Origin of the sequence: Streptomyces sp. NPDC029044 (genome assembly GCF_040637495.1) — a bacterium.
Classification (GTDB): domain Bacteria; phylum Actinomycetota; class Actinomycetes; order Streptomycetales; family Streptomycetaceae; genus Streptomyces.
Genome location: NZ_JBEZWN010000085.1, coordinates 1 through 26,315 on the forward strand (window position 1 = coordinate 1; position 26,315 = coordinate 26,315).

At 72.6% G+C, this 26,315-nt stretch carries 25 protein-coding genes and 1 pseudogene; 13 read left to right on the forward strand and 13 right to left on the reverse strand.

Going from position 1 to position 26,315, the window contains the following annotated elements; all coding sequences use genetic code 11:
* Positions 1-103: 103 nt before the first annotated feature.
* A complete protein-coding gene (locus tag AB0E85_RS36160; RefSeq protein ID WP_062931277.1) occupies positions 104-472 on the reverse strand; it encodes a hypothetical protein in 369 nt (122 codons plus the stop codon).
* A 250-nt stretch (positions 473-722) separates the two neighbouring features.
* On the opposite strand from AB0E85_RS36160, the gene AB0E85_RS36165 reads away from it, so the two are divergent.
* Complete coding sequence (locus tag AB0E85_RS36165; RefSeq protein ID WP_361936586.1) at positions 723-2,825, forward strand: SpoIIE family protein phosphatase; 2,103 nt, start codon at positions 723-725, stop codon at positions 2,823-2,825.
* Here the strand turns inward: AB0E85_RS36165 and AB0E85_RS36170 are convergent.
* Positions 2,815-3,621 carry a putative protein N(5)-glutamine methyltransferase gene (locus AB0E85_RS36170; protein ID WP_361936588.1) on the reverse strand — a complete coding sequence of 269 codons (807 nt, stop codon included), beginning with the start codon at positions 3,619-3,621 and terminating at the stop codon, positions 2,815-2,817. The two genes, AB0E85_RS36165 and AB0E85_RS36170, sit on opposite strands and share 11 nt — an antisense overlap.
* 271 nt (positions 3,622-3,892) lie before the next feature.
* Between AB0E85_RS36170 and AB0E85_RS36175 the strand changes: the two genes are divergently transcribed.
* From AB0E85_RS36175 to AB0E85_RS36210, 8 genes are all read left to right on the forward strand, one after another.
* Entirely contained in the window at positions 3,893-4,306 is a 414-nt protein-coding gene (locus AB0E85_RS36175) for a MarR family transcriptional regulator (protein ID WP_361936590.1), read from the forward strand.
* Positions 4,307-4,417: 111 nt separating this feature from the next.
* Complete coding sequence (locus AB0E85_RS36180) at positions 4,418-5,023, forward strand: sulfite oxidase-like oxidoreductase (RefSeq protein ID WP_361936593.1); 606 nt, start codon at positions 4,418-4,420, stop codon at positions 5,021-5,023.
* Complete coding sequence (locus tag AB0E85_RS36185) at positions 5,016-5,771, forward strand: ferredoxin reductase (RefSeq protein WP_361936595.1); 756 nt, start codon at positions 5,016-5,018, stop codon at positions 5,769-5,771. The genes AB0E85_RS36180 and AB0E85_RS36185 overlap by 8 nt, the downstream gene beginning before the upstream one ends.
* A gap of 209 nt (positions 5,772-5,980) precedes the next feature.
* Entirely contained in the window at positions 5,981-6,565 is a 585-nt protein-coding gene (locus AB0E85_RS36190; RefSeq protein ID WP_361936597.1) for a hypothetical protein, read from the forward strand.
* Between the two features lie 142 nt (positions 6,566-6,707).
* Positions 6,708-7,676, forward strand: coding sequence for an acetylxylan esterase (locus AB0E85_RS36195; protein WP_361936599.1), 969 nt, complete (start codon positions 6,708-6,710; stop codon positions 7,674-7,676).
* Between the two features lie 112 nt (positions 7,677-7,788).
* Positions 7,789-8,955, forward strand: coding sequence for a serine hydrolase domain-containing protein (locus AB0E85_RS36200; RefSeq protein WP_361936601.1), 1,167 nt, complete (start codon positions 7,789-7,791; stop codon positions 8,953-8,955).
* A 130-nt stretch (positions 8,956-9,085) separates the two neighbouring features.
* Positions 9,086-9,892 carry a GntR family transcriptional regulator gene (locus AB0E85_RS36205; RefSeq protein ID WP_361936603.1) on the forward strand — a complete coding sequence of 269 codons (807 nt, stop codon included), beginning with the start codon at positions 9,086-9,088 and terminating at the stop codon, positions 9,890-9,892.
* A 69-nt stretch (positions 9,893-9,961) separates the two neighbouring features.
* Complete coding sequence (locus AB0E85_RS36210) at positions 9,962-10,783, forward strand: alpha/beta hydrolase (protein ID WP_361936605.1); 822 nt, start codon at positions 9,962-9,964, stop codon at positions 10,781-10,783.
* Between the two features lie 21 nt (positions 10,784-10,804).
* Here the strand turns inward: AB0E85_RS36210 and AB0E85_RS36215 are convergent, their stop codons facing one another.
* Complete coding sequence (locus AB0E85_RS36215; protein WP_361936607.1) at positions 10,805-11,530, reverse strand: class I SAM-dependent methyltransferase; 726 nt, start codon at positions 11,528-11,530, stop codon at positions 10,805-10,807.
* Positions 11,531-11,534: 4 nt separating this feature from the next.
* Entirely contained in the window at positions 11,535-12,137 is a 603-nt protein-coding gene (locus tag AB0E85_RS36220) for a PadR family transcriptional regulator (RefSeq protein WP_361936609.1), read from the reverse strand.
* 69 nt (positions 12,138-12,206) lie between these two features.
* Here AB0E85_RS36220 and AB0E85_RS36225 point away from each other — a divergent pair, with 69 nt between their 5' ends.
* From AB0E85_RS36225 to AB0E85_RS36240, 4 genes and pseudogenes are all read left to right on the forward strand, one after another.
* Complete coding sequence (locus tag AB0E85_RS36225; RefSeq protein ID WP_361936611.1) at positions 12,207-12,605, forward strand: nuclear transport factor 2 family protein; 399 nt, start codon at positions 12,207-12,209, stop codon at positions 12,603-12,605.
* A gap of 70 nt (positions 12,606-12,675) precedes the next feature.
* On the forward strand, positions 12,676-13,503 hold the full coding sequence (locus AB0E85_RS36230; RefSeq protein WP_361936613.1) for a class I SAM-dependent methyltransferase: 828 nt from the start codon (positions 12,676-12,678) through the stop codon (positions 13,501-13,503).
* 250 nt (positions 13,504-13,753) lie between these two features.
* Entirely contained in the window at positions 13,754-14,896 is a 1,143-nt protein-coding gene (gene rho, locus AB0E85_RS36235) for a transcription termination factor Rho (RefSeq protein WP_361936615.1), read from the forward strand.
* Positions 14,897-14,985: 89 nt separating this feature from the next.
* Positions 14,986-15,978 (forward strand): annotated as a pseudogene (locus tag AB0E85_RS36240) (serine hydrolase); the annotation flags it as partial.
* On the opposite strand, the gene AB0E85_RS36245 reads toward AB0E85_RS36240, so the two are convergent.
* The 9 genes from AB0E85_RS36245 to AB0E85_RS36285 form a co-directional block, all read right to left on the reverse strand.
* Positions 15,882-17,264, reverse strand: coding sequence for a glycosyltransferase 87 family protein (locus AB0E85_RS36245; RefSeq protein WP_361936617.1), 1,383 nt, complete (start codon positions 17,262-17,264; stop codon positions 15,882-15,884). The pseudogene AB0E85_RS36240 and the gene AB0E85_RS36245 sit on opposite strands and share 97 nt — an antisense overlap.
* A complete protein-coding gene (gene mptB / locus AB0E85_RS36250; protein WP_361936619.1) occupies positions 17,261-18,655 on the reverse strand; it encodes a polyprenol phosphomannose-dependent alpha 1,6 mannosyltransferase MptB in 1,395 nt (464 codons plus the stop codon). Before mptB ends, AB0E85_RS36245 begins: the two co-directional genes overlap by 4 nt.
* Positions 18,656-18,814: 159 nt before the next feature.
* Positions 18,815-19,747, reverse strand: a complete 933-nt coding sequence (locus tag AB0E85_RS36255; RefSeq protein ID WP_361936621.1) for a glutaminase — start codon at positions 19,745-19,747, stop codon at positions 18,815-18,817.
* A gap of 34 nt (positions 19,748-19,781) precedes the next feature.
* A complete protein-coding gene (gene aspA, locus AB0E85_RS36260; RefSeq protein WP_361936623.1) occupies positions 19,782-21,191 on the reverse strand; it encodes an aspartate ammonia-lyase in 1,410 nt (469 codons plus the stop codon).
* 88 nt (positions 21,192-21,279) lie between these two features.
* The gene (locus tag AB0E85_RS36265; RefSeq protein WP_361936625.1) at positions 21,280-22,563 is read right to left on the reverse strand and encodes an FAD-binding oxidoreductase; all 1,284 of its coding nucleotides are present in this window, start codon (positions 22,561-22,563) and stop codon (positions 21,280-21,282) included.
* Between the two features lie 49 nt (positions 22,564-22,612).
* The gene (locus AB0E85_RS36270) at positions 22,613-23,278 is read right to left on the reverse strand and encodes a haloacid dehalogenase type II (RefSeq protein WP_033314654.1); all 666 of its coding nucleotides are present in this window, start codon (positions 23,276-23,278) and stop codon (positions 22,613-22,615) included.
* 45 nt (positions 23,279-23,323) lie between these two features.
* Positions 23,324-24,262, reverse strand: coding sequence for an aldo/keto reductase (locus AB0E85_RS36275; protein ID WP_361936628.1), 939 nt, complete (start codon positions 24,260-24,262; stop codon positions 23,324-23,326).
* Positions 24,259-25,734 carry an aldehyde dehydrogenase family protein gene (locus AB0E85_RS36280; RefSeq protein WP_361936630.1) on the reverse strand — a complete coding sequence of 492 codons (1,476 nt, stop codon included), beginning with the start codon at positions 25,732-25,734 and terminating at the stop codon, positions 24,259-24,261. Before AB0E85_RS36280 ends, AB0E85_RS36275 begins: the two co-directional genes overlap by 4 nt.
* A partial coding sequence (locus AB0E85_RS36285) for a succinylglutamate desuccinylase/aspartoacylase family protein (protein ID WP_361936632.1) occupies positions 25,731-26,315 on the reverse strand: 585 nt, incomplete at its 5' end. The genes AB0E85_RS36285 and AB0E85_RS36280, both read right to left, overlap by 4 nt.

Below are 26,315 nucleotides of genomic sequence, written 5' to 3' on the forward strand. Positions count from 1 at the left end.
GCCGGCCGCGGGTCGCCGCGCACGGGGCGTCAGGGCGTTGCGGGGCGCGCCGGGAGGGGGCCGGTGCGGTGTCGGCCCGGTCTGCCGGCGGGGTGAGGGGCGGTCAGCGGCTCTGCAGACGCACGTGGAGTTCCTTCTCCTGGTCGCCGGAGACCGTGCTCAGGTCGTGCACGTCGAACAGCGAGTCCAGGGTCGTGCGGAACCGTTCGATCGCCCAGTAGCCGCCGTGCAGGTCGGCCTCCACGGAGGACGACAGGTGGACCGGCTGGGCGCCCTCGTGCTCGTCGGCGACGTCGAAGGTGCCGAGCCACACGGTCGGACGGGTCTCGTGCAGTTCCTCGGGCACGTCGTCGGCGCACCGGTCGGACTCGAAGCAGGAGCACAGTGCGTCGAACACGATCCGGGCGTCGTGCTTGCTGCACCCGCTGATCTCCACCGAGACGGAGTGGGGGTGCGGTCGCTCGTGGTCCATCGCCATCGTGATCGCTCCTCTCGTGGCCACCGGATGCCGTATCCGCCCCTACCCCAGCAAAGCACCACCTTCCGGCGAGCACTACCGGCGGTGCCCCGCTTCCGGTGACGGGTTTGCGGGGCGGCCCGCGCCGTGTTGGGAGATGGTGGAAGGTGACGGAAGGGGCCTTCGGCAAGCGGCTCCACGCGGTAGAACATGGGGTGTCGGCACACGACGGCGTGCCGCGAGGACGGCGAAGGCGGGGCGTGGGATGAGTGCAGCCGGGTCTCCCGAGTCCGAGGGTGACGGTCCGGTGCGCGGGTCGGCGCGCCCCAGCGGGCTGCTGGACGTGCTGCGCGTGGCCTCCGTGGTCCTGGACGCCGAGGGCCGCATCGTGCTGTGGAGCCCGCAGGCCGAGGAGCTGTTCGGGTACGAGGCGCGGGAGGCGCTCGGGCAGTACGCCGCCCGGATCATGGTCCACGAGCAGCACGTCGACCTCGTGGTCAAGCTGTTCGCCGATGTCATGGGCACCGGGCAGAGCTGGGCGGGGGCCTTCCCGATCCGCCGCAAGGACGGCGGTACCCGGCTGGTGGAGTTCCGCAACATGCGGTTGCTGGACGACCAGGGCGAGGTCTACGCGCTGGGGCTGTGCGCCGACCAGACGACCGTGCACCGGCTGGAGCGGGACGTGGCGCTGTCGACGCGGATGATCGCCCAGTCCCCGATCGGGCTGGCCGTGCTGGACACCGAGCTGCGGTACGTCTCGGTCAACGGGGCGCTGGAGGAGATCAACGGCGTACCGGCCGAGGAGCACCTGGGCCGCACGCCCCGGGAAGTGGTGCCCCGGATGGACGTCGACGCCCTGGAGAGTGCGACGCGCCGCGTTCTGGAGACGGGCACACCGGTCGTCGACCAGTCCACGATCGGCCGCACCCCGGCCGACCCGCACCAGGACCATGCCTGGTCGATCTCGCTGTACCGGCTGGAGAACGCCTTCGGGACCGTGCTGGGCGTGGCCGTCTCGATCGTCGACGTCACCGAGCAGTACCGGGCGGGCATCGAGGCCGAGGCGGCCCGCCGGCGGCTGGCCCTGATCGCCGACGCCTCGGGCCGGATCGGCACCACCCTGGACCTGGACCGCACGGCCGGCGAGCTGGCCGAGGTGGCGGTGCCGGAGCTGGCCGACATCGCGGCCGTCGACCTGCTGGACGCGGTGGTGCAGGGCCGGCGCACCAGCCTCGGCCCCGCCGAGGCGGCCGTGATCCGCGCGCTGGCGGTGCAGGGGTACGACTCCGCCGAGGCGCTGGAGGCGGCCGACCCGCCGGGGCAGGTGGCCCGCTACGCCCCCGACCGGCTCGTCACCCAGTGCGTGCGCACCGCGAGCCCCGTGATGCTGCCGGAGGTCAAGGACGAGGACCTGGACCGCATCGCCCGTTCCTCCGAGGCGGCGGAGCTGCTGGGCCGGGCGGGGGTGCACTCGTATCTCGCGGTTCCGCTGATCGCGCGCGGTGAGGTGCTGGGGGCCCTGGACCTCAAGCGCACCCGCAACCCGCTGCCGTTCAGCGAGGACGACCTCTTGCTGGCGCGCGAGCTGGCCGCCCGGGCCGCCGTGCAGATCGACAACGCCCGCTGGTACCAGAGCGCCCGCGAGACCGCGCTCACCCTTCAGCGCAGCCTGCTGCCCAGCCATCCGCCGGTCACGGGCGGGCTGGAGGTCGCCTCCCGCTACCAGCCGGCCGGGGCCACGAGCGAGGTCGGCGGCGACTGGTTCGACGTGATCCCGCTGGACGCCGGGAAGACGGCGCTCGTCGTGGGCGACGTGATGGGCAGCGGCATCCCCGCGGCGGCGGCCATGGGGCGGCTGCGCACGGCGACCAACACCCTCGCATCCCTCGACCTCGACCCGAACGTGCTCCTGGAGCACCTCGACAAGATCACCGCGGGCTTGGAACAGACCATCGCCACCTGCGTCTACGCCGTTCACGACCCGCATCTGCGGCAGTGCCGGATCGCCAACGCCGGGCATCTGCCGCCGGTGCGCGTCCGGCCGGGTCTGCCCCCGGAGCTGCTCGACCTGCCGACCGGCGTGCCGCTCGGCGTGGGCGGCGTCGCCTTCTCCACCACCACCGTCGACCTCGAACCCGGCGACCGGCTGGTGTTCTACACCGACGGCCTCGTCGAGACCCGGCGCGACCCGCTCGACGAACGGCTCGACACCCTGCTGTCCCTGCTCGACGGGCCCGACCGGCCGCTGGAAGAGGTGTGCGACCTGCTGCTGCGCACCCTGCACGAGCCGGACAACTTCGACGACGTGGCGCTGCTCATCGCGCGGGCGACCCCGCCGGACCGAGGGCTTTCGGGCCCTACGGCCTGACGCCGATCACCACGTGGGCGTACCGCTCCTCCGACACCGCCAGCCGTGCCGCCAGACCGGTGCGCGCGAAGGCCTCGACGGCGGCCGGAGCCTGGTGCCGGCTCGTCTCCACCAGGACGCAGCCGCCGGGGGCGAGCCAGCGGGGCGCCTCGGCCGCGACCCTGCGCAGCACGTCGAGGCCGTCCGTGCCGCCGTCGAGGGCCACCAGCGGTTCGTGGTCGCGGGCCTCCTGCGGCAGCAGGCCGATCTCGTCGCTCGGCACGTACGGCACGTTGGCCGCGAGGATGCCGACGCGGCCGCGCAGCGCGACGGGCAGTGCCTCGAACAGATCGCCCTGGTGGACCCGGCCGCCGGCGGCGGCGACGTTGCCGCGGGCGCACCGCACGGCGGCCGGGTCGATGTCGGCGGCGTGCAGTTCGACCTCGCCGAGCGAGGCGGCCAGCGCCGCTCCCACGGCGCCCGAGCCGCAGCACAGGTCCACGACGACAGCGGCCTCGGGCGCCCGCTTGAGGGCCTGCTCCACCAGGAACTCGGTGCGCCGGCGCGGCACGAAGACACCGGAGGCGACGGCGATGCGCAGTCCCCAAAACTCGGCCCAGCCGACGACGAGTTCGAGCGGCAGACCGGCGACACGGCGCTCGACCATGGTGGCGGCCTCGGCCGGGGTGCGCGCGGTCGCGAGGATCAACTCGGCCTCGTCCTCGGCGAAGACGCACCCGGCGGTGCGCAGGGCGGTGACGACCGCGTCACGGGACGGCGGTGTGGAAGGGGGAACGGAGGAAGACACAGACGGCATGGAAGCCCAGAGCCTTTCGGGAACCGAAGGGCGCTCCGGCGATCGCCTACGACCGGCGATCCGCGCGACGTCGAGAGGTGAGCACCCGAGCTGACACAGCGGTAATGGGTCTCACCTCCTCGGCTTCCGACGGCCGGGTCCTCCCCGGCCGGACGGCAACCCTACCCGACGGACCGGCCGCCCCGGACGGCGAGCGTGACACCGCCCGGTCAACTGGTTGGGTTGTGCAACCATGGGAGGAGCCGTGCAGCACCGTGGTGAGGGAGGTCCCGTGCACAGCGCCGACGCCGTGGAGACCATCCAGCGGGAGATGACGGTCTTCGCCCGCCGCGCCCGGGCCGCGGCGGGCCGGATGCACCCCGAGCTGTCGCTGGTGTCGTACACGCTGCTGGGGCACCTGGAGGAGAGCGGCGGATGCCGGGCGACCGACCTGGCCGCCCACTACGCCCTGGACAAGTCCACCGTCAGCCGCCAGGTGGCGGGGCTGGAGCGCGCCGGCCTCATCGAGCGCCGCCCCGACCCGGCGGACCAGCGCGTCCAGGTCCTGCACCTGACGCGGTCCGGGCGGGACATCCTCGCCCAGGTCACCGAGAGCCGCCGGGCGGCCTTCCGGGAGCGCCTGGCCGGCTGGTCGGCGGAGGACCTGGAGCGGTTCGCGGAGTACCTCGTGCGCTACAACGCGTAGGCCGGTCCCGGCCGGCGGGGGCGGGACACCCTGCACGTACGGTTGAGGGCGCAAACACCGAGCACACCGGTCCGGCGGGGCACCGCCGGCCCGGCCCGGAGGCACCACCGCATGCACATCACCCGAGGCTTCACCGGGCGACCGCGCGTCGCCGACCCCGGTCTGCCGCCCGGCCAGTACGACGCGGGCGACGACTGGCCCGTGCTGTCCGCCGAGGTCACTCCCGAGCTGGCGCCCGCCGACTGGACGTTCCGCGTCGACGGCCTGGTGGCCGAGCCCCGCACCTGGGGCTGGGAGGAGGCGCACCGGCTGCCGCCGTCGGCGTACGAGGGCGCCATCCACTGTGTGACGAGCTGGTCGAAGTTCGGGGTGCGCTTCGCGGGCGTGTCCCTGGACGCGTTCCTGGACGTGGCCCGGCCCGATGCGTCGGCCACCCATGCCGTCGCCTACTCGCACACCGGCTACACCGCGAACCTCCCGCTCGCCGACCTGACCGGCGGACGCGCCTGGATCGCCTGGGAGTACGACGGACAGCCCCTCGCCCCCGAGCACGGCGGCCCGGCACGGCTGCTGGTGCCGCACCTGTACTTCTGGAAGAGCGCCAAGTGGATCGCGGGCCTGCGGATCCTCGACCACGACGAGCCGGGCTTCTGGGAGAAGAACGGCTACCACGAGCGGGGCAACCCGTGGGAGGAGCAGAGGTACTCCGGTGACTGAGGCCTTCGTGCCCCCCACGCGGTTCGCCGTGCCCGGGCGCATCGCCGTGAGCGAGCAGGCCGCGTCCGAGTGGCAGACCGCCACCATCACCGGGATCCGCCGCGAGACGCCGCGGGTGACCACCTTCCGGCTCGCGGTGCCCGGCTGGCCGGGACACCTGCCCGGCCAGCACCTGATGGTGCGGCTGACCGCCGAGGACGGTTACGCGGCCCAGCGGCACTACTCGATCGCTTCCGCGCCGGACGGCTCCGGGCAGATCGAACTGACCCTGGACCATGTCGAGGGCGGCGAGGTGTCGGGCTGGTTCCACACCGTCGCCCGGCCCGGCGACCGGGTCGAGGTGCGGGGGCCGGTGAGCGGCTTCTTCGCCTGGCCGGGCGACCGGCCCGCGCTGCTCATCGGGGCCGGCTCCGGCGTCGTACCTCTGATGTCGATGATCCGGCACCACCGGGCCCGGAACCTGACCGTGCCGCTGCGGCTGGTGGTGTCCGCGCGCAGCCCCGAGGAGCTGGTCTATGCCCGGGAGTTGGGCGCGGAGACGACGGCCGTCTTCACCCGGAGCGCGCCGGAAGGTGTGGCGGTAGGACGTATGGCGGCCGCACATGTGGCGCCGCTCCTGGCCGAGCAGCCTGCCGGTGGGTGGGAGGCCTATGTGTGCGGCTCCAACTCCTTCGCCGAGCATGCCTCCCGGCTGCTCGTGACGGCCGGTCAGCCGGTGGACCGGATCCGCATCGAGCGTTTCGGCTGACCCCGGTGTTTTGCCGCGGTCGCGCCGGGCACCCAGCCGGAGCGCCACCGCGGGCCGCTCCGCCGTGCCCACGAACCGGGGCGATCGGCGGGCGCCGAAGGGGGTACTCCGTCCGTGAGGGAACTCGCACGCGTGGCGTGATGCGGAGGGAGCGGCGGCGCACGGCCGGTCCGGGCCTCCGGCCGCGGGGTGACGGCGAGGAGGTGTACGTGCGAACACGGGTGCGCGGCTGGCGCTGGCGGAGCAGTCCGCTGCGGCGCCGGTCGGATGTCGTGGAAGCGTGGACGGTCCTGGTGGTCGCCGTCCTCGTCCTCGTGGGCGCGCCGCTGGCCGGAACGGCCGCCGCCCGGTGGGCCCACGGCGAGGCGAGGTCGGTCTCCGCCGAACAGCGGGCCGAGCGGCACCTCGTCCGGGCCGAGGTGATCGACAGGGACGACGACTCGCTGCCCTCGGTGCAGGCGGGCGGGCAGCACGCCTACCGGGCGATCGTGCGCTGGACCGAGCCGGGCGAGGGCACGCGCACCGCGACGGCCCGGGTTCCTGCGAACACCCGGCAGGGCGAGACCGTGGACGTCTGGTTCGACGACCGGGGCCACAACGTGCTGCCGCCGGTGGACGGAGCGGCGGTCTGGCAGCACACCCTCACCATCGGTACCTGCGCCGCGGGCGGTGCGGTGCTCGTGGTGCTCTTCGGCCACTTCCTCGTGCGCCGGGTGGCGCTGCGCCACCGGCTGGCGGAGTGGGACCGGGCATGGGCCCGTACGGAACCGCAGTGGACGCGCCGCGACGCGTGAGACGCGGGCGGCGGCCTTCGGCGCCGGCGGCCGGTGCCCCGGCGGCAGGCCGGAACAGCACCCTGGTCAGCCCTCCGACCCCCCACGTAGTGTGATCATCCGCACTGCCCTCGTAGCTGCTCCTCATCCAAGGCGGTCCTACATGGCCCTGTTCGACCTTCCGCTCGACGAACTCCGCGAGTACCGCAGCGCGGCCACCGAACCCGAGGACTTCGACGCGTTCTGGTCCAAGACCCTCCAGGAGGCGCGGGGGTACGACCTGGACGCCCGCTTCGAACCGGTCGACACGGGCCTGTCCACCGTGCAGGTGTTCGACGTTACGTTCGCCGGTTTCGGCGGTCATCCGGTCAAGGGCTGGCTGACGCTCCCGGCCGGGGCGGAGGACCCGCTGCCGCTGGTCGTGGAGTTCATCGGCTACGGCGGCGGGCGCGGGCTGCCCCACGAGCACCTGCTGTGGGCGTCCTCGGGCCGGGCGCACTTCGTGATGGACACCCGCGGGCAGGGCAGCGCCTGGGGCGGGGGCGGCGGCACGGCGGACCCGGTGGGCGGTGCGCCCGCCTACCCCGGTTTCATGACGCGTGGCATAGAAGCCCCGGAGCACTACTACTACCGCCGGGTCTACACGGACGCCGTGCGGGCCGTGGAGGCGGCCCGCTCGCACCCCCTGACCGACCCGGCGCGCACGGTGGCCGTCGGTTCCAGCCAGGGCGGCGGCATCACGATCGCGGTCGGCGGCCTGGTCCCGGACCTGGCGGGCATCGCGCCGGACGTGCCGTTCCTGTGCGACTTCCCGCGCGCGGCGACGATCACGGACCGGCACCCGTACCGGGAGATCGGCCTCTACCTCAGGACGCACCGCGGCCGCACCGAGGACGCCCTGCGTACGGTGTCCTACTTCGACGGCGTGCACTTCGCCGCCCGCGGCAGGGCACCGGCGCTCTTCTCCGCCGCCCTGGAGGACCAGACCTGTCCGCCCTCGACCGTCTTCGCGGCGTTCAACGCGTGGAGCCACGAGGACAAGGCGATCGAGGTCTACGACTTCAACGACCACGAGGGCGGCGGTCCGTTCCAGCAGGCGCTCAAGTTGCGCTGGATGCGCTCGTACATCTGATCCGGCCGTTCACCCCCGACGGGCTTCCACCCCGCTCCGACCAGTCGGTACGTTCATCGCGCCCGGGCCACGACGCGGCGGCCCGGGCCGGAGACGGTCGGCGAGGGGGCTCATGTCCGGGAACGGGATACAGGTGCACGGTCACTGCGACGCGCGCTTCGCGGCGGTACGCACGGCGTTCGAGGAGAACTTCCGGGAGCGGGGCGAACTGGGCGCCGCGGTGGCCGTCACCGTCGACGGCGAGACCGTGGTGGACCTGTGGGGTGGCTGGGCGGACGCGGCCCGCTCCCGCCCCTGGGAGCGGGACACGCTGGTCAACGTGTGGTCCACGACCAAGGGGCCGGTGGCGTTGTGCGCGCACATCCTCGCCGACCGGGGTCTGCTGGACCTGGACGCGCCGGTGGCCGTGTACTGGCCCGAGTTCGCGGCGGCCGGCAAGGAGAAGGTCCTCGTCCGGCACCTGCTGTCCCACCGGGCCGGCCTGGCCGGCCTGCGCGAGCCGCACACGCTGGAGCAGCTCTACGACTGGGAGCTGACCACGCAGCGGCTCGCGGCGGCCGAGCCCTGGTGGGAGCCGGGCACCCGGTCCGGTTATCACGCGCTGACCTACGGCCACCTGGTCGGCGAGGTCGTACGGCGGGTGTCGGGGCTGCGGCCGGGGGCCTTCCTGGCGCGGGAGGTGACGGGGCCGCTCGGCATCGACTTCCGCATCGGCCTGCCCGAGCGGGACTCCGGCAGGGCGGCCGAACCGGTCCAGCCGGCGGTCGCGGCGAGCAGTGAACAGGCGGCCGTGTTCGCGCAGTTGGCGCCCGCGGCCGTCGCGGCGCTGACCAACCCGGTGGTGTCCGCCGCCGCGGCCGGGACCCCCGGCTGGCGGGCCGCGGAGATCCCCGCGGCGAACGGGCACGGCACCGCGCGTGCCGTCGCCGGGCTGTACGGCGTCTTCGCGGGGCGCGGCTCGTACGGGGGCCGTCGCATCCTGTCCCCTGAGGCGGCCGAGCGGGTGCGCGAGGGGCAGGGCAGCTGCCGGGACCTGGTGCTCGGCGCCGGGTTCGAGCACGAGACGGAGGTCGGTCTCGGGCTCTGGCTCAGCGGCCCCGACGGCTCGTACGGACCCAACCCGCGGGCTTTCGGACACGACGGCTTCGGCGGCTCCTGCGGACTCGCCGACCCGGAGGCGGGAGTGTCCCTGGGCTATGTGATGAACCGGATGGGGTCGCGGATCGCCAACGACCCGCGCAAGACGGCGTTGGTCCACGCCTTGTACAGCGCGCTGTAGGGGCGGCTGCGGGCGGGCCGGTTTCGGCCGAACCGCCCGGCCACCCTTCCCAACTGGTTTAGACCAATGCTAGATGTGGTGGCGCACCGAGCCCGAACGGCTACCGAACGTCACCCACAGGAGGGGCGGCATGGCCCGCACCACCCCGCACGACCCCCCGTCGACCGAGGGAGAGCCGCTGTACCGCCGCATCGCGACGGAGTTGCTCTGCGAACTGCGCGACGGCATCGTCCCGCCCGGTGAACGGCTGCCCGGGGAGAGGCGGTTGGCCGGTCACTTCGGGGTCAGCCGGGAGACCGTACGGCAGGCCCTGGAGCTGCTGCGCCGCGACGGCCTCGTCGCCACCGACCGGCGCGGCAGTCACGCCACCCTGCCCGGCCTGCCGGTCGAGGCCCCGGCGTCGCTCACCTTTCCGGTCGGGGCCCGCTCGGCGCCGGACGGCGTCGCCCGCGCCACGGTCACCTGGGAGCCGCCCCCGGCGGACCACGCCGAGGCTCTGGAGCTGGCACCCGGCCGCCCGACCCTGGTCCACCGCTACCGGTGCGCGACCGCCGACGGACAGGGCCTGCGGACCGCCGTGACCTCGTTCTCCGCCGTGGCGCTCGCGGAGGTGGAGGAGCTGGCGCGCTACCGCGACCGCGCCGACGGCACCGCCGCCGCGCAGCTGCGGCGGGCCTATGACTGGATGCGCCGGGCCGGTCTGACCCTGCACCACCGCGATGCCATCACCCCTCTCGCGAGCACGCCGTCGGTACGGGTCACGCGACGGGTGCACGACCAGTACGAGCGCCCGCTGGAGATCACCGATCTCGTGGTGGACGCCCAACGGGACGCCCTGGTCTACGAGTTCACACTGCCGGGCCGAGCGGTACCGGCCACGGCGGACAGGCGTCGGTCACCCGTTCGGCGGACTGCCGACGCCGGTCACGGGGGATGACGGAGATCATCGGAACACGGCACGGCTTCCCCGCACGGCTACCCCCGGGCGACTTTCGAGAGGATCCCCATGGCCACGTTCACCACCTCCGACGGAACCGAGCTCTACTACAAGGACTGGGGCGAGGGGCAGCCTGTGGTGTTCAGTCACGGCTGGCCCCTCAACGCGGACGCGTGGGACGGACAGGCCCGGCTGGTCGCCGAGCACGGCTTCCGGGCGATCGCGCACGACCGCCGCGGGCACGGCCGCTCCGGACAGCCCTGGCAGGGCAATCACATGGACCGCTACGCCGACGACCTGGCCGAGCTGATCGAGGCGCTGGACCTCGGCGACACGGTCCTGGTGGGGCATTCGACCGGCGGCGGCGAGGTGGCCCGCTACATCGGGCGGCACGGGACCGCACGGGTCGCCAAGGTGGTGCTGCTGGGCGCGGTGCCGCCGCTGATGCTGCGGACGGAAGCCGATCCGGAGGGCACGCCGAAGGAGGTCTTCGACGGCATCCGGGCCGGCGTCGCGGCGGACCGCTCGCAGTTCTACTGGGACCTGAGCGAGAGCTTCTACGGCTTCAACCGGCCCGGCGCCGCCGTGTCGGAGGGCGTGCGGCGGGCGTTCTGGCTGTGGAGCATGCAGGCGGGGCTGAAGGGCGCCTACGACTGCGTCGCGCAGTTCTCGGAGACCGACTTCACCGAGGACCTCGGGCGCATCGACGTGCCGACGCTCGTCGCGCACGGGGACGACGACCAGATCGTGCCGATCGCCGCCTCGGCCCACCGGACCTCCCAGCTCGTCAAGGACGCGACGCTGAAGGTGTACCCGGGCGCGCCGCACGGCCTGGTCGGCGACTTCGAGAAGGCATTCAACGACGATCTGCTGAACTTCCTGCGCGGCTGACGCGCACGCCGGGACCAGGCCCTAGGCCGGCAGCCGGGCCAGGACGAGCCGTACCCGGGGGCTGCCGTCCGGTCGCCGCCCGAACTCGGGCAGCGCGTGGAGCTCCACCCGGAAGCCGGCCTCCGTGAGTCCGCGCCGCACCTCTCCCAGGCGGAACGAGCGGTAGTACATGACGAACGGAGGCCGCCACAGCGCGTTGCGCACCCGCATCACGGCGTCGAAGCCGAGCAGCGTCCAGTAGCCCGGCGAGCCCGGGCGGGGCGGCGCGACCAGCGGGAACGCGAAGCAGCCGCCCGGCCGCAGGACGGACCTGACCTGCGCGAACAGCCCGGGCAGTTCGCGGGGCAGGAAGTGCCCGAAGGCCCCGAGGCTCACCACCAGGTCGAAGGCGGGCGCGAAGGGCAGGGCACGGGCGTCGGCCCGGACCCAGGAGACCGGCGGGCCCGCCGGCCCGGCCTGCTGCCGTGCCACGTCGAGCATGCCCGCGCTGAAGTCGACGCCGATGACCCGCTCGCGGCACACCTGCGCCAGGACCCCGACCCCCGCTCCGGTGCCGCAGCACAGGTCGAGTCCGGCGTCGTAGGGCCCGGTCCGCCGCAGCAGCGAGCCGACGGCGTCGAGGACCGCGTCGGGTGTCCGGAAGGGCGTGTGGTCGAACTTCGGCGCGAGGAGGTCGTAGCCGCGCTCGACGGACGACAGCGCCTGGACGGCGAGCTCGCGCAGGCTGGGGCCTTCGGGGCTGAACATCGGCTCAGCCTAGGGCGCGGTGCCGAGGTGATGTGTCAGGAACCCCTTCCAGGGCGCTTTGCTGCTTCAGGACGGTGAGCACGCGCTCGCACCAGCGGAGGTTCTCCTCCTCGAAGCCGATGCCTCCCATCAGGGTGAGGTACGGACCGACGCGGTCGGCCTCCCTCAGGTACTCCTCCTCGCTGCGGCCGGCCAGGAGGCGCTCGCGCACGCGCCGGTACCGGGCGAGCTTGCCGCGGGCCCACGTGGCGCGCTCCTCGACCAGCGCGCGGGTCGCCCCGGGATCAGCACCGTCCATCGCCTGGATCTTGATGAGGAGTTCGTCACGGATGGCGGTGGGACGCCGGGGCGGTGTCGCGGCGAACGTGCGCAGGTCCTCCCGTCCGGCCTCGGTCAGCGTGAACATGCGTTTGTCGGGCCGCCGTTCCTGGCGCACCACCCTGGCCTCGATCAGTCCGTCCTGCGCGAGGCGCTCCAGTTCCCGGTAGAGCTGCTGCGGGGTCGAGGCCCAGAAGTTGGCCAGCGACACGTCGAAGACCTTCGACAGCTCGTACCCCGACGCCTCGCCCTCCAGGAGCGCGGCGAGGACGGCGTACTTCAGAGACATGTGGACACCGTATCAACGGATGACTAATCTACTCCGCACCTACTCAACAAATTGACTAAGGCGGATTCGATGCGTGCATTCCGAGAGGCCGTCGAGAAGCTCGACCTCGACGCCGCCGAGGCGCTGCTGGCGCCCGACGTGGTCTTCACCAGCCCGGTCGTGTTCAAGCCGTACGCCGGGAAGGCGATCACGGGCGCGATCCTGCGCGCCGTCTCCGGTGTCTTCCAGGATTTCCGCTACGTGCGTGAGATCAACGATGTGAACGGCCGCGACCACGCCCTGGTCTTCACCGCGCGCGTGGGTGACCGGGAGATCAACGGCTGCGACTTCATCCACGTCGACGAGAACGGGCTCATCGACGAATTCACGGTGATGGTGCGCCCGTTGTCGGGGGCGCAGGCCCTCGCGGCGGCCATGGGCGAGCAGTTCGAGCGGATCGCCGAGGAGGCGCGCGCCCGCTCGGTCTGAGCGACACGTCCACCGATCCGTTTCCCGCGTTCTCCCGGCGCCCGCGGGCTCTTCACGGTTGGATGTCCTCATGACGTCCGCCGAGCACGACCGGCTGATGCGGGCCAACCAGGCGAACTGGGACGCCCGTACGCCCGTCCATCTCGCCAGCCGGTTCTACGGTCTCGACGAGGGCCTCGACCCCGAGCGCTGGTTCGCCCCGTTCGAATGGGAGGACCTCGGCGAGCTGGCCGGGCGTGACGTGCTGCACCTCCAGTGCCATCTCGGCACGGAGACGATCGCCTTCGCACGGCGCGGCGCCCGGGCCGTCGGCCTCGACTTCTCCGCGGCGTCCGTCGACGCCGCCCAGGACATCGCTGCGAACGCCGGCGTCGACGTGGGGTACGTCCGGGCGAACGTGTACGACGCCGTCGAGGCCCTGGGCGGGCGGCGGTTCGACGTCGTGTACACCGGCAAGGGTGCCCTGTGCTACCTCCCGGACCTGGAGCGTTGGGCGGAGACCGTTCACCGACTCCTGCGTCCCGGCGGCCGGTTGTCCGTCGTCGAGTTCCACCCCCTGCTCAACTCGCTCGGGCCGAAGCCCGCTCCGGGCGAGGGACCCGAGCTGCTCCTGCGCCACGACTACCTGGGCGGCGCCGGCCCGGTGCACCGCGACGGGACCCACACCTACACGGACGGGCCGGCCGTCGAGGGCGCCACGGACATTTATGAGTGGATGCACGGAATGGGCGAGGTCCTCACCGCGTTGACCGGGGCGGGACTCGCCGTGCGGCGGCTGCGGGAAGGTGACGAACTTCCCTGGCCGCGCTGGCCGCAGATGGTCCGTACGGAGTCCGGCTGGTGGCGGCTGCCCGAGCCGCGCATCCCCTTGCTGTACGGGCTGCTGGCCACGCGCTGAGGTAACACTGCCCCGCCCACCTCCTTCGGTGGTACAATGCGAAGAGCACTCGTGCACGCCCCTCTTTGCGGGCGCCGGTGCCAGTTCTTCTCTCTCTTTTGCTCCTTCCAGCACCACGACGGTCTCCCGTCGTATCCGAGGTGCTGTCTCTCCGCCGCCCGGAAGCGTGCCCCAGGCCCTCCCCTCGCGGCCCTCTCCCTCTCCCCTCGCACGACCCACGCCTGCCGTCCGTGAAAGGACACACACCACCATGACCACCACACTCGAAAACCCACCCGCACAACAGCGGTCCCCGCACCGGACCGTGTCCGGTGTCCTCGACGTCGACGCGAGCGGGAAGGGGTACCTGCGCGGTGAGGACTGCCTGCCGACGCCCGCCGACGCCGCCGTCTCCCCCGCGCTGATCCGCCGGTACGGGCTGCGCAAGGGCGATCTCGTCGAGGGCCTACTGGGCGACCGGCGCGCCCTCACCGACGTCGTACGGGTCGCCGGCCGCACGGCCGGGAGCCCGCGCGCCCGGCGCGTCTTCCGGGAGCTGACGCCGCTGCATCCGCACGAGCGGCTGCGGCTGGAGCACCCGGCGGCCGGGCTGGCCGGACGCGTCGTCGACCTGATCGCCCCGGTCGGCAAGGGCCAGCGCGGACTCATCGTGGCCCCGCCCAAGACCGGCAAGACCGTCCTCCTCCAGCAGCTCGCGGCCGCCGTCACCGGCAACCATCCCGAGTGCCGGCTGATGATGCTGCTGCTCGACGAGCGGCCCGAGGAGGTCACCGACATGCGGCGCTGCGTGCGGGGCGAGGTGTACGCCTCGACGTTCGACCGCAGCGCCAAGCAGCACATCGCGCTCGCCGACCTCGTGATCGAGCGCGCCAAGCGGCGCGTCGAGGCCGGCGAGGACGTCGTCATCCTCCTCGACTCGCTGACCCGGCTGTGTCGGGCGCACAACAACGCGGCCGCTTCCGGTGGCCGCATTCTCACCGGGGGCGTCGACGCCTCCGCGCTGACCGGCCCGAAGCGGTTCTTCGGGGCCGCCCGGTCGACCGAGGAGGGCGGTTCCCTCACGATCCTCGCGACCGCCCTGGTGGAGACCGGCTCCCGGGCCGACAACTTCTACTTCGAGGAGCTGAAGAGCACCGGCAACATGGAGCTGCGCCTGAGCCGGGACCCGGCGTCCCGCCGGGTGTTCCCGGCCGTCGACATCGTCCCCTCGGGCACCCGCCGCGAGGAATTCCTGCTGCCCCCGGCCGAATTGGCGGCCGTCCACGGTCTGCGGCGCGTGCTGCAGGGCCGGGACGGGCAGGGCGCGCTGGAGACCCTCCTGGAGCGGATGCGCGAGACACCGGACAACGCGACGTTCCTGCGGCGCATCCAGCCGACCCTGCCCTCGGACTGACGCGCAGAGGCTCAGCCATTCGGGTGCCGGAGCGCGGTGCGCGGCCCCGTCGTCGCCGTGCGGAGCAGGTCCGTTTCTACGTTGCTCGTATGATCATCGGATTCTCTTCTCGGGTGACCGTGTCGGCGGGTGTGCTCTGCCTCGCGGGGCTCCTGGCGCTGACGCCCGCAGCGGCGGCCGACCCCGGCGGGGCGGAGCCCACCCCGCCTGGCGGGCCGAGGGCCGCGGCACCGCACCCCTCCCTGCTGTACCGTCCCGGCACCCAGGTCCGCCTGCGCGCCGGGGCGTCCCGTGTCCCGAAGGTCTCCGCGCTGTCCTGGGTGGTGGCCGACGCCCGCACCGGTGAGGTGCTCGCCGCGCGCAACGCGCACCGCAGGCTGCCCCCGGCCAGCACCCTGAAGACCCTGTTCGCCCTCACCGTGCTGCCCGGGCTGCCCGCGGGCGTCCGGCACACCGTCCGCGCACGGGAGCTGAAGGGCATCGGGGCCGGCAGCAGCCTGGTCGGGGTCGCCGAGGGCCGTACGTACCGGATCGCCGACCTGTGGCGTGGTGTCTTCCTCAACTCGGGCAACGACGCCGTGCACGTCCTGGCCGAGCTCAACGGCGGCTGGCGGCTCACGGCCGAACGGATGCAGGCCAAGGCCCGGTCCCTCGGCGCCCATGACACCCGCGTGGTGTCGCCCGACGGCTACGACGCACCGGGCCAGGTGTCGTCGGCGTACGACCTGGCCGTGTTCGGCCGGGTGGGGCTGCGCAACCCCGACTTCGCGCGGTACTGCGCCACCGTCGAGGCCAAGTTCCCCGGTGGCGGCAACTGGTCGTACCCCATCCTCAACACCAACCGGCTGCTCAGCGGCGCCAAGGGCGTGAAGCCCTACCGGGGGCTGATCGGGATCAAGAACGGCTACACCAGCAAGGCCGGCAGCACGCTCGTCGCGGCGGCGCGGCGCGACGGGCGCACCCTGGTCGTCACGGTGATGAACCCTCAGGAGGGGGGCGGGTCCGCCGTGTACGAGGAGGCGCGCTCGCTGCTGGACTGGGGCTTCGGATCGACCGGGAGGGTCGAGGCGGTGGGCTCGCTCGGCGCGCCGCCGGCGACCGCGCGGCCGGTGACGACACCGCCCGCGGTCGCTGCGGCGGTCCAGGCGGAGCAGGGGTCCGTCTGGACGGAGGCGGGGCTGATCGTGGGCGCCGTCGGTACGGGCGCGGCGGTCGTGGTGCTGGTGCTGCGGCTTCCGGTCCGCAGGCCCGGCCGGAGCTGACCGGCCGGCAGCCACAGCAGCAGCCCCAGGGTGATCCAGGTATAGGTGTTGCTGCCCAGGAACCCGTCGACGCCGGACGCGTCGTCGAACCACAGCCACACCACGCTCGTGCACAGCACCCCGTACAGGGCGCCCGCCACCCGGGGACGCCCCGCGCGGACCAGCACGGCGAACGACGGGAGCAGCCAGACGAGATGGTGCACCCAGGTGACCGGGCTGACGAGGCAGGCGGCGAGGCCGGTCAGGGCGAACGCGGCCGTCCAGTCCCCCGCTGCGGCCGCCCGGCGTGTCCGCAGCGCCCACACACCGAGGACCAGCAGGACGGCCACCGCCCACACCGCGCGGTCGGGTTCACCGAGCCGCGCCAGGACGCCTTGCACGGACTGGTTCGAGACGTAACCGAGGCGCCCCACGCGGTCGGTGTCCCAGAGCGCCTCGGTCCAGTAGAAGCGCGACGCATCCGGATCCACCCCGGCCGCGAGGGCCGTGGCCCCGAGCGCGACGGCGGTGGCGACTGCCGCCGCGCGCCGGCGTCCGGCCACCAGCAGCAGACCGATGAACAGTGCGGGCGTGAGCTTGATCGCGGCCGCTAGCCCGATGCCGATGCCCGCCAGGCGTCCGCGTCCGGTGGCGAGCAGCGTCGCGTCGGCGAGCACCAGCGCCAGCAGCAGGAGGTTGACCTGCCCGAAGCTGAAGGTGTCGCGGAGTGGTTCGAACAGGGCGAGCAGACAGGCGGTCAGGGCCCAGCCGTACCAGCCGTGGCGCCGCCAGTCCGGTCCGGCGAGCAGGCGCAGGACCACGACCAAGGCGGCCAGATCGAGCAGCAGGGCGACGGCGATCGCGGCGTGCAGACCCAGCAGGGCCATGGGCAGCATGGCGACGGCGGCGAACGGCGGGTAGGTGAACCCGTAGGGCGTGCCGGGCACCCGGTAGTCGTAGACACGGCCGCCGTGGTGGACCCAGGAGTCGATGCTGCCGTAGTAGACGCGCAGGTCGAACCAGTCGCGCAGCAGCGGCACGGTCGCGGTGAAGAGCGTCACCAGCGTGGCGAGGGCGAGCACCAGCAGCAGCCGGCCCCGGTCGGTGCGCGGCAGGGCCGGGGTCATGCCGCGCTTCCCGGCACCGGGGCGAGGTCGGCCTGACGGGCCTGCCACAGCACGACGACCGCCAGTGCCCCGCCGGAGAGGGCGAGCACGAGTTGTCCCGTGTCCGCCGGGCCGCCGCTGGGCAGGACGCACAGCGCGAGCACGCCGGTCACCGCCGCCGTGCGGTGGCGTACGGAGGTGGTGGGTGCGGCGGCGGCGATGAGGAACAGGCCCCACAGGGCGTACCAGGGGCGGATCGCCGGGCCGAGCGCGGCCACCGTCGCCAGGGACAGGCCGAGCGCGTACACGGGCCGGGGGCGCAGCCGCAGCCAGATCAGCCCGATCACGGTCACCGCGGCCACGATGCCCAGGGCGTGCCAGGCGGGGACCGCCAGCGGCGCGAGGCTACTGCCCAGGTGCTCCAGCAGGGCCCGGGTGGCGCGCCCCAGGAGGGTGGTCAGGGCCCAGTTCTGGGGCGAGGCGGGGGTGTTCAGGGCGCCGACCCAGCCGTAGCCGGTGCCGGCCACGGCCGTCGCGGCGACCGTGGTCGCGGCGGCTGCGACAGTGGTCGGCACCAGGGCCCGCACCGGGCTGCGGCCGGCGCGGACCTGGAGGACGACGACGGCTGCCAGACCGAGCACGGCGGGCGCTTTGACCAGGGCGGCGAGCGTGACGAGGACCGCACCGAGGACCGGCCACCGGCCGAGCGCCGCCAGCAGGCCGATGCCGAGCAGGCCGAGCATGACGGCGTCGTTGTGGGCGCCTGCCACCAGGTGCAGCAGGACCAGCGGGTTGAGGGCGCCGAGCCACAGCGCGGTGCACGGGTCGGCGCCGCTGTGGCGGGCGAGTCGGGGCAGCGCGGCCGCCATCAGGGCCACGCCGGCGAGGGCGACGAGCCGCATCCCGAGCAGTCCGGCGGGCAGTTCACCGCGGGTCAGACCGGACAGGGCCGCCGCGACGGCGAGGAACACCGGGCCGTACGGGGCACCGGTGTGCCGCCAGAGCGGGGCGACCTCGTCGGCGAGCGGGCCACCGAGCCGGGAGGGTCCGTGCGCGTACACGTCCATGTGCGCCTCGACCATCGCCCCCTGGGCGAGGTAGCTGTAGACGTCGCGGCTGAACAGCGGCGGGGCGATCAGCAGCGGAGCCGCCCAGACGGCGAGGCTGAGCAGCAGGGCACGGGGAGCGGGTGGTCTCGGCCCGCGGACCAGCCGGCCCAGCAGCAGCCAGGCCGCGATCAGCAGGACGACGCCGAAGTACACGCCGACCAGGCCGAGGGCGGCGCCTGCGGACGCCGGATGGAGGAGGTCCGCCACGGGCAGGGCGCCTGCTGTCTCACCGCCCAGGGCGAGGCAGGCTGTACCGGCCAGTCCGAGTACCTGGCAGCGGCGGAGATCGACGGGGAAAGCCATGGCCAACACTCGGGCAGCGTGTCAACGGCGCATGACCGGGAGGGGACGCTTCCGTCTCCGGTCGGCAGCCCGCGTGTGACCGGCCGGTGATCACCGGCCGAGGCGTGTGCCCCCGCGCCGACGGCCCTGCCGCGACGGCGACCCGGGTGCGATCGGCGGTCAGAAGACCGACAGGCCGGTCAGGGTCGTGAAGCGGTCGAGCGCCGCCACGCCCGCCACCGAGTTGCCCCGCTCGTCGAGGCCCGGGCTCCACACGCACAGGGTGCAGCGGCCGGGCACGACCGCGATGATGCCGCCGCCGACCCCGCTCTTGCCGGGCAGGCCCACGCGGTACGCGAAGTCGCCCGCGGCGTCGTAGGTGCCGCAGGTCAGCATGATCGCGTTGATCTGCTTGGCCTGGCTGCGGGTGAGCAGGCGGGTGCCGTCGGCGCGGATGCCGTGCCGGGCGAGGAAGCTCGTGGCGAGCGCCAGGTCGGCGCAGGACGCGGCGATCGAGCACTGCCGGAAATACTGTTCCAGGAGCGTCGGCACGGGGTTGTCGATATTGCCGTAGGACGCCATGAAGTGGCCGAGCGCGGCGTTGCGGTCGCCGTGGGCGGTCTCGGAGGCGGCGACCTCCTGGTCGAAGCCCAGGTCGGGGTTGCCGCTCTCGGCCCGCAGGAACGCCAGCAGTTCGCCCGAGGCGTCCCCGGTACGGGTGTGCAGCCGGTCGGTGACGACGAGGGCGCCCGCGTTGATGAACGGGTTGCGCGGGATGCCGTTCTCGTACTCCAGCTGGACGAGGGAGTTGAAGGGGTTGCCGGAGGGCTCGCGGCCCACGTGCTCCCACAGGACGTCGCCCTCACGGGCCAGGTCGAGGGCGAGGGTGAAGACCTTGGTGAGGGACTGGGCGGAGAACGGCTCCCGCCAGTCCCCCACCCCGTACACCGTGCCGTCCGGCTCGGCGACGGCCATGCCGAAGCTGCGCGCATCGCGGGCGGCGAGCGCCGGGATGTAGTCGGCGGGCCGGCCGCGGCCGGGGGTCCGCTCGATCTCCTCGGCGATGCGCTCCAGGACCGGCTGGAAGGTCGTCGGCGACGTCATGATCGTCATTGTCCCTCCGCCGGTCCCGGTGCGCTCGTGCGGGTCAGGCCGGGGCCTGGCCGCTGCCCGCCAGGACCTCGGGGCGCAGCAGGGCGGCGAGGGTCTCGGCGGGGAGCAGGCCCTTCTCCAGGACGAGTTCGGCCACGCCCCGGCCGGTGGCCAGGGCCTCCTTGGCGATATCGGTCGCGGCCGTGTAGCCGATGTGCGGGTTGAGGGCGGTGACCAGACCGATGGAGTTCTCCACGCTCGCGCGCAGCGCCTCGGTGTTGGCGGTGATGCCGGACACGCAGCGCTCGGCCAGGGTCAGGCACGCCGCACGCAGATGCGTGATGGACTCCGACAGGGAGTGCAGGATGATCGGCTCGAAGGCGTTGAGCTGGAGCTGCCCGGCCTCGGCGGCCATGGTGATGGTGACGTCGTTGCCGATCACCTCGAAGGCCACCTGGTTGACGACCTCGGGGATCACCGGGTTGACCTTGCCCGGCATGATCGACGAACCGGCCTGCACCGGCGGCAGATTGATCTCGTTCAGCCCGGCACGCGGACCGGAGGACAGCAGCCGCAGATCGTTGCAGCTCTTGGACAGCTTGACCGCGATGCGCTTGAGGACGCCGGACATCTGAACGAACGCCCCGCAGTCCTGGGTCGCCTCGACCAGGTTGGCCGCCGTCACCAACGGCAGCCCGGTGATGGCAGCGAGATGACGACGGGCCGCCTCGGCGTACCCGGCGGGGGCGTTGAGACCGGTGCCGATGGCCGTGGCGCCCAGGTTGATCTCATGGATCAACTCCACCGCTTCCGCGAGCCGGCTGCGGTCCTCATCGATCATGACGGCGTACGCGGAGAACTCTTGACCGAGCGTCATGGGCACGGCGTCCTGGAGCTGGGTGCGGCCCATCTTGAGCACGGCGCGGAACTCCACGGCCTTGGCCGCGAACGCGTCCTGGAGGACCGCCATCGCTCTGAGCAACCCGTGCACCGCGAACACCGTCGCTACCTTGACGGCCGTCGGATACACGTCGTTGGTGGACTGACCGAGGTTGACGTCCTCATTGGGGTGCAGGTACTGGTACTCGCCCTTGGCGTGGCCCAGCAGCTCCAACGCCCGGTTCGCCACCACCTCGTTGGCGTTCATGTTGGTCGACGTCCCCGCCCCGCCCTGGACGACGTCGACGACGAACTGCTCGTGCAGCTTGCCGGAGCGGATCTCACGGCACGCCGCGACGATCGCGGCAGCTTTCGCCGGCTCCAGCAGACCGAGCTCCTCGTTGGCGAGAGCGGCGGCCTCCTTGACCGCGGCGAGCGCGTCGATCAAATGCGGGTAGGCCGAGATCGGCATACCCGTGATCGGGAAGTTCTCCGTCGCGCGCAGGGTGTGCACACCCCAGTACGCCTCGGCGGGAACGTCACGGTCGCCCAGCAGATCGTGCTCGATACGGGTGGCGGCGGTCATGGACTGGGGCCCTCTCTCGGGAGGCAGGGGTGGGGGCCTTCCGCACCGCTGCACGGAAGGCCCCCATGGGACACCGGTGTCTACCTGCTCAGAGCAGGCGATCCTTCGCCTTGTAGTAGGCGCCGCCGAACGGCAGGAACCAGGGAGTGCCGTTGTAGAAGGGGACGGGCACCTTCGGGAAGCCGAAGCCGCGCATCGGGTTGGCCTCCGGATTGCCGTCCATCATCTCGGCGACCGCGCGGCCCATGTACGTGCCCATCTGCACGCCGTGACCGCAGTAGCCCATCGAGTAGTACAGGCCGTTCACCTCGCCCGCGTGCGGGATGCGGTCCCAGGAGAAGCCGACCATGCCGCCCCACACGTAGTCGATGCGCACCCCCGCCAGCTGCGGGAAGATCTCCGTCATCTCCCGCTTGAGGATGTCACCGCTCTTGACGTCGGACGCCGGGTTGGACGGGGCGAAGCGGGCCCGGCCGCCGAAGGCGAGGCGGTTGTCGGGGGTGAGACGGATGTAGTTGCCGACGTTCTTGTGGGCGACCAGCAGGCGGCCGTTGGGGATGAGCTCCTTGGCGCGCGCCTCCCCCAGCGGCTCGGTGACGATGATGAAGCTGCCGACGTTGATCAGCCGCTTGCGGAACCACGGCAACGACTGGTCGGTGTAGGCGTCCGTCGCCGCCATGACCTGCTTGGCGCGAATGGTGCCGTGCATCGTCTCCACCACGAAGCCGCCGCCGGGGAGGCGGGTGAGGCCGGTGGCGGCGTTGCGCTCGTGGATCTCGGCGCCGGCACGCTCGGCGGCGTCCGCCAGGCCGACGACGAACTTGCCCACGTGCAGGGCCGCGCCGAGCGGGTCGAGCAGGGCGCCGTGGTAGTGATCCGAGCCCAGCTCGGCGCGCAGCTCGCTCTTGCTCAGGACGACCGTCTCGTGGCCGAAGTTCTCGGCCAGGTCGCGCTGCTTGGCGTGCATGCCCTCGAGGTGCTTGGGCTTGCAGACCAAACCGAGGCGTCCGGCACGGTGGAAGTCGCAGTCGATGTTCTCCTTGGCCGCGATCTCCTCGACGAGGTCCACAGCGTCGCGGAACGCGTCGTAGAGCTCGCGGGCGCGCTCCTGCCCGTAGCGCTGGCGGGCCTGGGCCGGGCTGATGGTGATGCCGGGGTTGCAGTGGCTGCCGTTGCGCCCGGAGGCGCCCGAACCGACCTGGTCCTTCTCGACGAGGACGACCCGGGCACCCTTGCGAGCGGCGTGGTAGGCGGTGGACAGCCCGGTGAGGCCGCCGCCGATCACCACCACATCCGCCTCGTCGGGCAGGTCCTTCCCGGAACGGTCGGGCAGGGCGGGGGCTGTGTCCATCCAGTAGGGGATCTGCTTCATGGCGTGCGTCCTCTGTGTTCTCGGTCTGTTTCGCCTGTTGCGCCGTCGGTCAGCAGCCGAGGAGCTTCGGCAGGCCCGACAGGTCGGGCAGCTCGTCGTAGGGCTGGTAGTCGGCGCTGCCCTTGCGGCCGTAGCGGTTGATCCACACCCGGCGCTTCAGGCCCAGGTCGCGGGTCGGGATGTGGTCGTACTCCCAGCCCTGTGCGACGTGGATGACCTGCGACGACTCGACACCCATGGTCCGGAAGGCGTGCTTGAACGTCTGGCGGTCCGGCTTGTAGGCACCGGCCTGCTGGGCGGTGATGACGTAGTCGAACTCGACGCCGATGTTCTCGACGTTCCGCGCGATCAGGTTGTCGTCGGAGTTGGAGATGATGGCGATCTCGTACTTGGTCTTCAGCTTCCGCAGGGCGTCCGGGACCTCCGGCCAGGGGCCGAAGGTGGGGACGGCGTCCACGAGGGCCTCGCCGTCGGTCTCCCGGTACTCCAGGCCGTGCAGGCGCATGGCGTTGCGCAGGCTGGAGTGCAGGACCTCGTGGTAGGGGCGGTAGGCCTCCAGGACGGCCTGGAAGCGCATGACGCGGAAGTCGTCGAGGAACTCGTCGACATCCAGGTTGTCCAGGTCGAGCCGGTCCTCCAGGACCTTCAGGGTGGTGGGACCGAGTTCGAAGTTGATCAGGGTGGCGTAGGCGTCGAAGGTGACGATCTCTCGCATGGTGTCCAGCCTTGCTCTCGCGGTTCTCTCAACAGGGGTGGGGCTTCAGACGACGCGTTCGCCGGGGGCGACGATCGCGTCGAGCACGGCCAGGTCGGCCGGGCTCGGTATCCAGTCGGCCGCCGCGGCGTTGGCGGTGACCTGGTGCGGAGTCATGGCGCCGCAGATGACGGAGCCGACGGCAGGCAGGGCCGCCAGCGCGCCGATCGCCACCTGGAGGAGGGTGAGGCCGCGTTCGGCGCCGTAGGCGGTGAGCGCCTCGACCTTGTCGAGGGCCGCATCGGTGAGCCAGCCCTGCCGCCAGGACAGCCTGCTGCCGGGCGGAGGCTCCGCACCTCGCCGGTACTTGCCACTGAGCAGGCCGTTGGCCAGCGGGTAGTACGGCAGCAGGCCGACGCCGTGGCGCAGGCAGGCCGGGATCAGGTCCTGCTCCACGCCGCGGTCGAGCAGGTGGTAGCGGTCCTGGGTGGACACGAAGGCGTCCGTGACCTGCTCGGCCGGGAGGTTGGAGCAGCCGATGTACCGGATCTTGCCCTCGTGGACCAGCTCCTGGAGCGCGGCGACCGTCTCCTCCAGCGGCGTGACGCCGTCCGGTTCGTGGTACTGGTACAGGTCGATCCGGTCGGTGCCGAGCCGGCGCAGTGAGGCCTCCACCGCATAGCGCATGTAGGCGCGGGATCCACGCGGACCGTACAGGTCGGCCTCCCGGCTCATCTCCATGCCGAACTTGGTGGCCAGCACCACGTGGTCACGGCTGCCCTTGAGCGCGGCACCGAGGAGCCGTTCACCGTCGCCGCGGGAACCGCCCCGTTCGCCGGACCCGCCGTACATGTCGGCGGTGTCGAACAGGGTGATCCCGGCGTCGAGCGCGGCGTGGACGACGGCCTTCGTGCCGTCCTCGTCGAGGCGGGCGCCGAAGTTGTTGCCGCCCACGCCGACCACCGAGACGGTGGGGCCGCGCTCTCCGAGCGGGCGGTATCTCATGACCGGTTCCCGAAACCGATGCAGACGTTCTTGGTCTGCAGGTAGCTGGCCAGGCCTTCGAGGCCCTTCTCCCGGCCCCAGCCACTGTGCTTGTAACCGCCGAAGGGAAGCTCGACGCCGGTGCCGACGCCCGTGGCGTTGACATAGACCTGACCGGCACGGATGCCCTCGGCCAGCCGCATCGCCTTGTCGATGTCGCGGGTCCACACGTACGAGGCCAGGCCGTACGGGCTGTCGTTGGCGATCTCCAGTGCCTCGTCCGCGTCGTCGAACTCGATGACCGTGACGACGGGGCCGAAGATCTCCTCGCGGGCACAACGGGCTTGGTTGTCCAGTCCGGTGAGGACGGTCGGCTGGACGTAGTACCCGTCGGCCAGTTCGGGGTCGGCGGGGGCGCCTCCGCCGGCTCGTGCCACGGCGCCTTCCTCGCGGGCCAGTTCCAGGTAGCCGAGGACCCGGTCCCGCTGGCGTGCGGCGACGAGAGGGCCGACGTCCGGGTCGCTGAGACCGGGGCCGATGCGGAGCGAGGCGGCGTGCGCGACGAGCTTGTCCAGGAACTCCTCGGCGCCGCGCTGGAGCAGCAGCCGGGTGCCGGCGGAGCAGGTCTGCCCCGCGTTGCCGAACGCGGAGGCGGCGACCGCGCCGAGGGCCGCGTCGAAGTCGGCGTCGGCGAAGACGACGACCGGGGACTTGCCGCCCAGTTCCGTGACCGACGGCACCACGTTGGCGGCGGCCGCCTGGGCGACCTTGATGCCGGTGGGCACCGAGCCGGTGAAGGTGACCTGGTCGATGTCCGGGTGGCCGGCGAGGGCCGCGCCGGTCTCGCCGTCACCGGGGACGACGTTGAGAACGCCCGGCGGGAGACCGCACTCCAGGGCGATCCTGCCGATCTCCAGCGGGGTCAGCGGCGCCTCGGGAGACGGCTTGAGCACCACCGTGCAGCCCGCGGCCAGCGCCGGGGCGGAGCCCCTGGCGGTGTTCTGCATCGGGTAGTTGAACGGGATGATGTGGCCGGAGACGCCGATCGGCTCGCGGACGGTGTAGTCGAGCAGGCCGGGGCCGAGCGGGACCGTCGAGCCGCCGAGCTTGTCGGCGACGCCCGCGTAGAACTCGAAGTAGCGGGCGGCCGCTTCGACGTCCGCCTTAGCCTGGCGCAGCGGCTTGCCGACGTCCTGGCTCTCCAGGCGGGCCAGACGTTCGCCCTGGTCGCGGATGGCCTCCGCGATCCGGTACAGGATGCGGCCCCGGTCGGCGGCACGCATCCCGGCCCATTCGGGAGCGGTGAAGGCCGCGCGCGCTGCTGCCACCGCCTGGTCCACGTCCGCCTTGCCGGCCAGCGCCACCTGGGCGATCGCCGTGTCGTTCGACGGGTCGAGCACGGTGAAGGAGCGTCCGTCGGCGGCGGGGAGGTGCTTGCCGTCGATCAGCAGCTCGGTCAGCTGCATTCCGGTCAGCTGCGGTTCGTCGCTCATGGCTGGATCTCCCCCAGCACCTCGCCGAAGATGACGACCTCGTCGCCCGGGCGGACCGTGCGGATCCGGCGGACCCAGAGCACGATGCCGTCCTGCGGCGCGGTGACCTCTTCCAGCGTGGTGCCGTAGTGGTCGGTGATGGTGGCGATCAGGTCGCCTTCCTTGCAGGTCTCCCCCGGCTCGGCGCGGGCGACGAAGAAGCCGCCGGAGGCCGAGCGGGCGAAGGTGCCGGAGACCGTCGTGTAGCTGTCCCGCAGCTCCGCCTCGCCGTCGATCATGCCGAGGCTGCGCAGGATGTTGCGGATCGAGTGCATGTGGTGCTCGACGTTGGTCTCGCGGTAGGTGGCGCCGCCGCACTCGATGGTGATGGCGGGCTTGCCGGCCTCGAGGACGGGGTGGCGGACCGTGCCGCCCCACTTGCCGCCCTTCCAGACCAGCTCGTGCCCGGCGGCCAGGGCCAGGTCCGTCGCCAGGTTCTCGTAGCCGCCCTGGAGGATGACGAGGGGGGCGATCTCGCCGTAGGCGCCGCCGGTGTGCAGGTCGACCACGGCGTCGACGGCCGGCACGACCTGCTCGACGAA

Coding starts and splice junctions, on each gene's coding strand:
- rho (WP_361936615.1), top strand. CDS start 13,754: ATGACCACCACACTCGAAAACCCACCCGCACAACAGCGGTCCCCGCAC.
- AB0E85_RS36280 (WP_361936630.1), bottom strand. CDS start 25,734: ATGAGCGACGAACCGCAGCTGACCGGAATGCAGCTGACCGAGCTGCTG.
- AB0E85_RS36210 (WP_361936605.1), top strand. CDS start 9,962: ATGGCCACGTTCACCACCTCCGACGGAACCGAGCTCTACTACAAGGAC.
- AB0E85_RS36230 (WP_361936613.1), top strand. CDS start 12,676: ATGACGTCCGCCGAGCACGACCGGCTGATGCGGGCCAACCAGGCGAAC.
- AB0E85_RS36215 (WP_361936607.1), bottom strand. CDS start 11,530: ATGTTCAGCCCCGAAGGCCCCAGCCTGCGCGAGCTCGCCGTCCAGGCG.
- mptB (WP_361936619.1), bottom strand. CDS start 18,655: ATGGCTTTCCCCGTCGATCTCCGCCGCTGCCAGGTACTCGGACTGGCC.
- AB0E85_RS36195 (WP_361936599.1), top strand. CDS start 6,708: ATGGCCCTGTTCGACCTTCCGCTCGACGAACTCCGCGAGTACCGCAGC.
- AB0E85_RS36265 (WP_361936625.1), bottom strand. CDS start 22,563: ATGAAGCAGATCCCCTACTGGATGGACACAGCCCCCGCCCTGCCCGAC.
- AB0E85_RS36160 (WP_062931277.1), bottom strand. CDS start 472: ATGGACCACGAGCGACCGCACCCCCACTCCGTCTCGGTGGAGATCAGC.
- AB0E85_RS36225 (WP_361936611.1), top strand. CDS start 12,207: ATGCGTGCATTCCGAGAGGCCGTCGAGAAGCTCGACCTCGACGCCGCC.
- AB0E85_RS36205 (WP_361936603.1), top strand. CDS start 9,086: ATGGCCCGCACCACCCCGCACGACCCCCCGTCGACCGAGGGAGAGCCG.
- AB0E85_RS36200 (WP_361936601.1), top strand. CDS start 7,789: ATGTCCGGGAACGGGATACAGGTGCACGGTCACTGCGACGCGCGCTTC.
- AB0E85_RS36165 (WP_361936586.1), top strand. CDS start 723: ATGAGTGCAGCCGGGTCTCCCGAGTCCGAGGGTGACGGTCCGGTGCGC.
- AB0E85_RS36220 (WP_361936609.1), bottom strand. CDS start 12,137: ATGTCTCTGAAGTACGCCGTCCTCGCCGCGCTCCTGGAGGGCGAGGCG.
- AB0E85_RS36275 (WP_361936628.1), bottom strand. CDS start 24,262: ATGAGATACCGCCCGCTCGGAGAGCGCGGCCCCACCGTCTCGGTGGTC.
- AB0E85_RS36180 (WP_361936593.1), top strand. CDS start 4,418: ATGCACATCACCCGAGGCTTCACCGGGCGACCGCGCGTCGCCGACCCC.
- aspA (WP_361936623.1), bottom strand. CDS start 21,191: ATGACCGCCGCCACCCGTATCGAGCACGATCTGCTGGGCGACCGTGAC.
- AB0E85_RS36270 (WP_033314654.1), bottom strand. CDS start 23,278: ATGCGAGAGATCGTCACCTTCGACGCCTACGCCACCCTGATCAACTTC.
- AB0E85_RS36245 (WP_361936617.1), bottom strand. CDS start 17,264: ATGACCCCGGCCCTGCCGCGCACCGACCGGGGCCGGCTGCTGCTGGTG.
- AB0E85_RS36255 (WP_361936621.1), bottom strand. CDS start 19,747: ATGACGATCATGACGTCGCCGACGACCTTCCAGCCGGTCCTGGAGCGC.
- AB0E85_RS36170 (WP_361936588.1), bottom strand. CDS start 3,621: ATGCCGTCTGTGTCTTCCTCCGTTCCCCCTTCCACACCGCCGTCCCGT.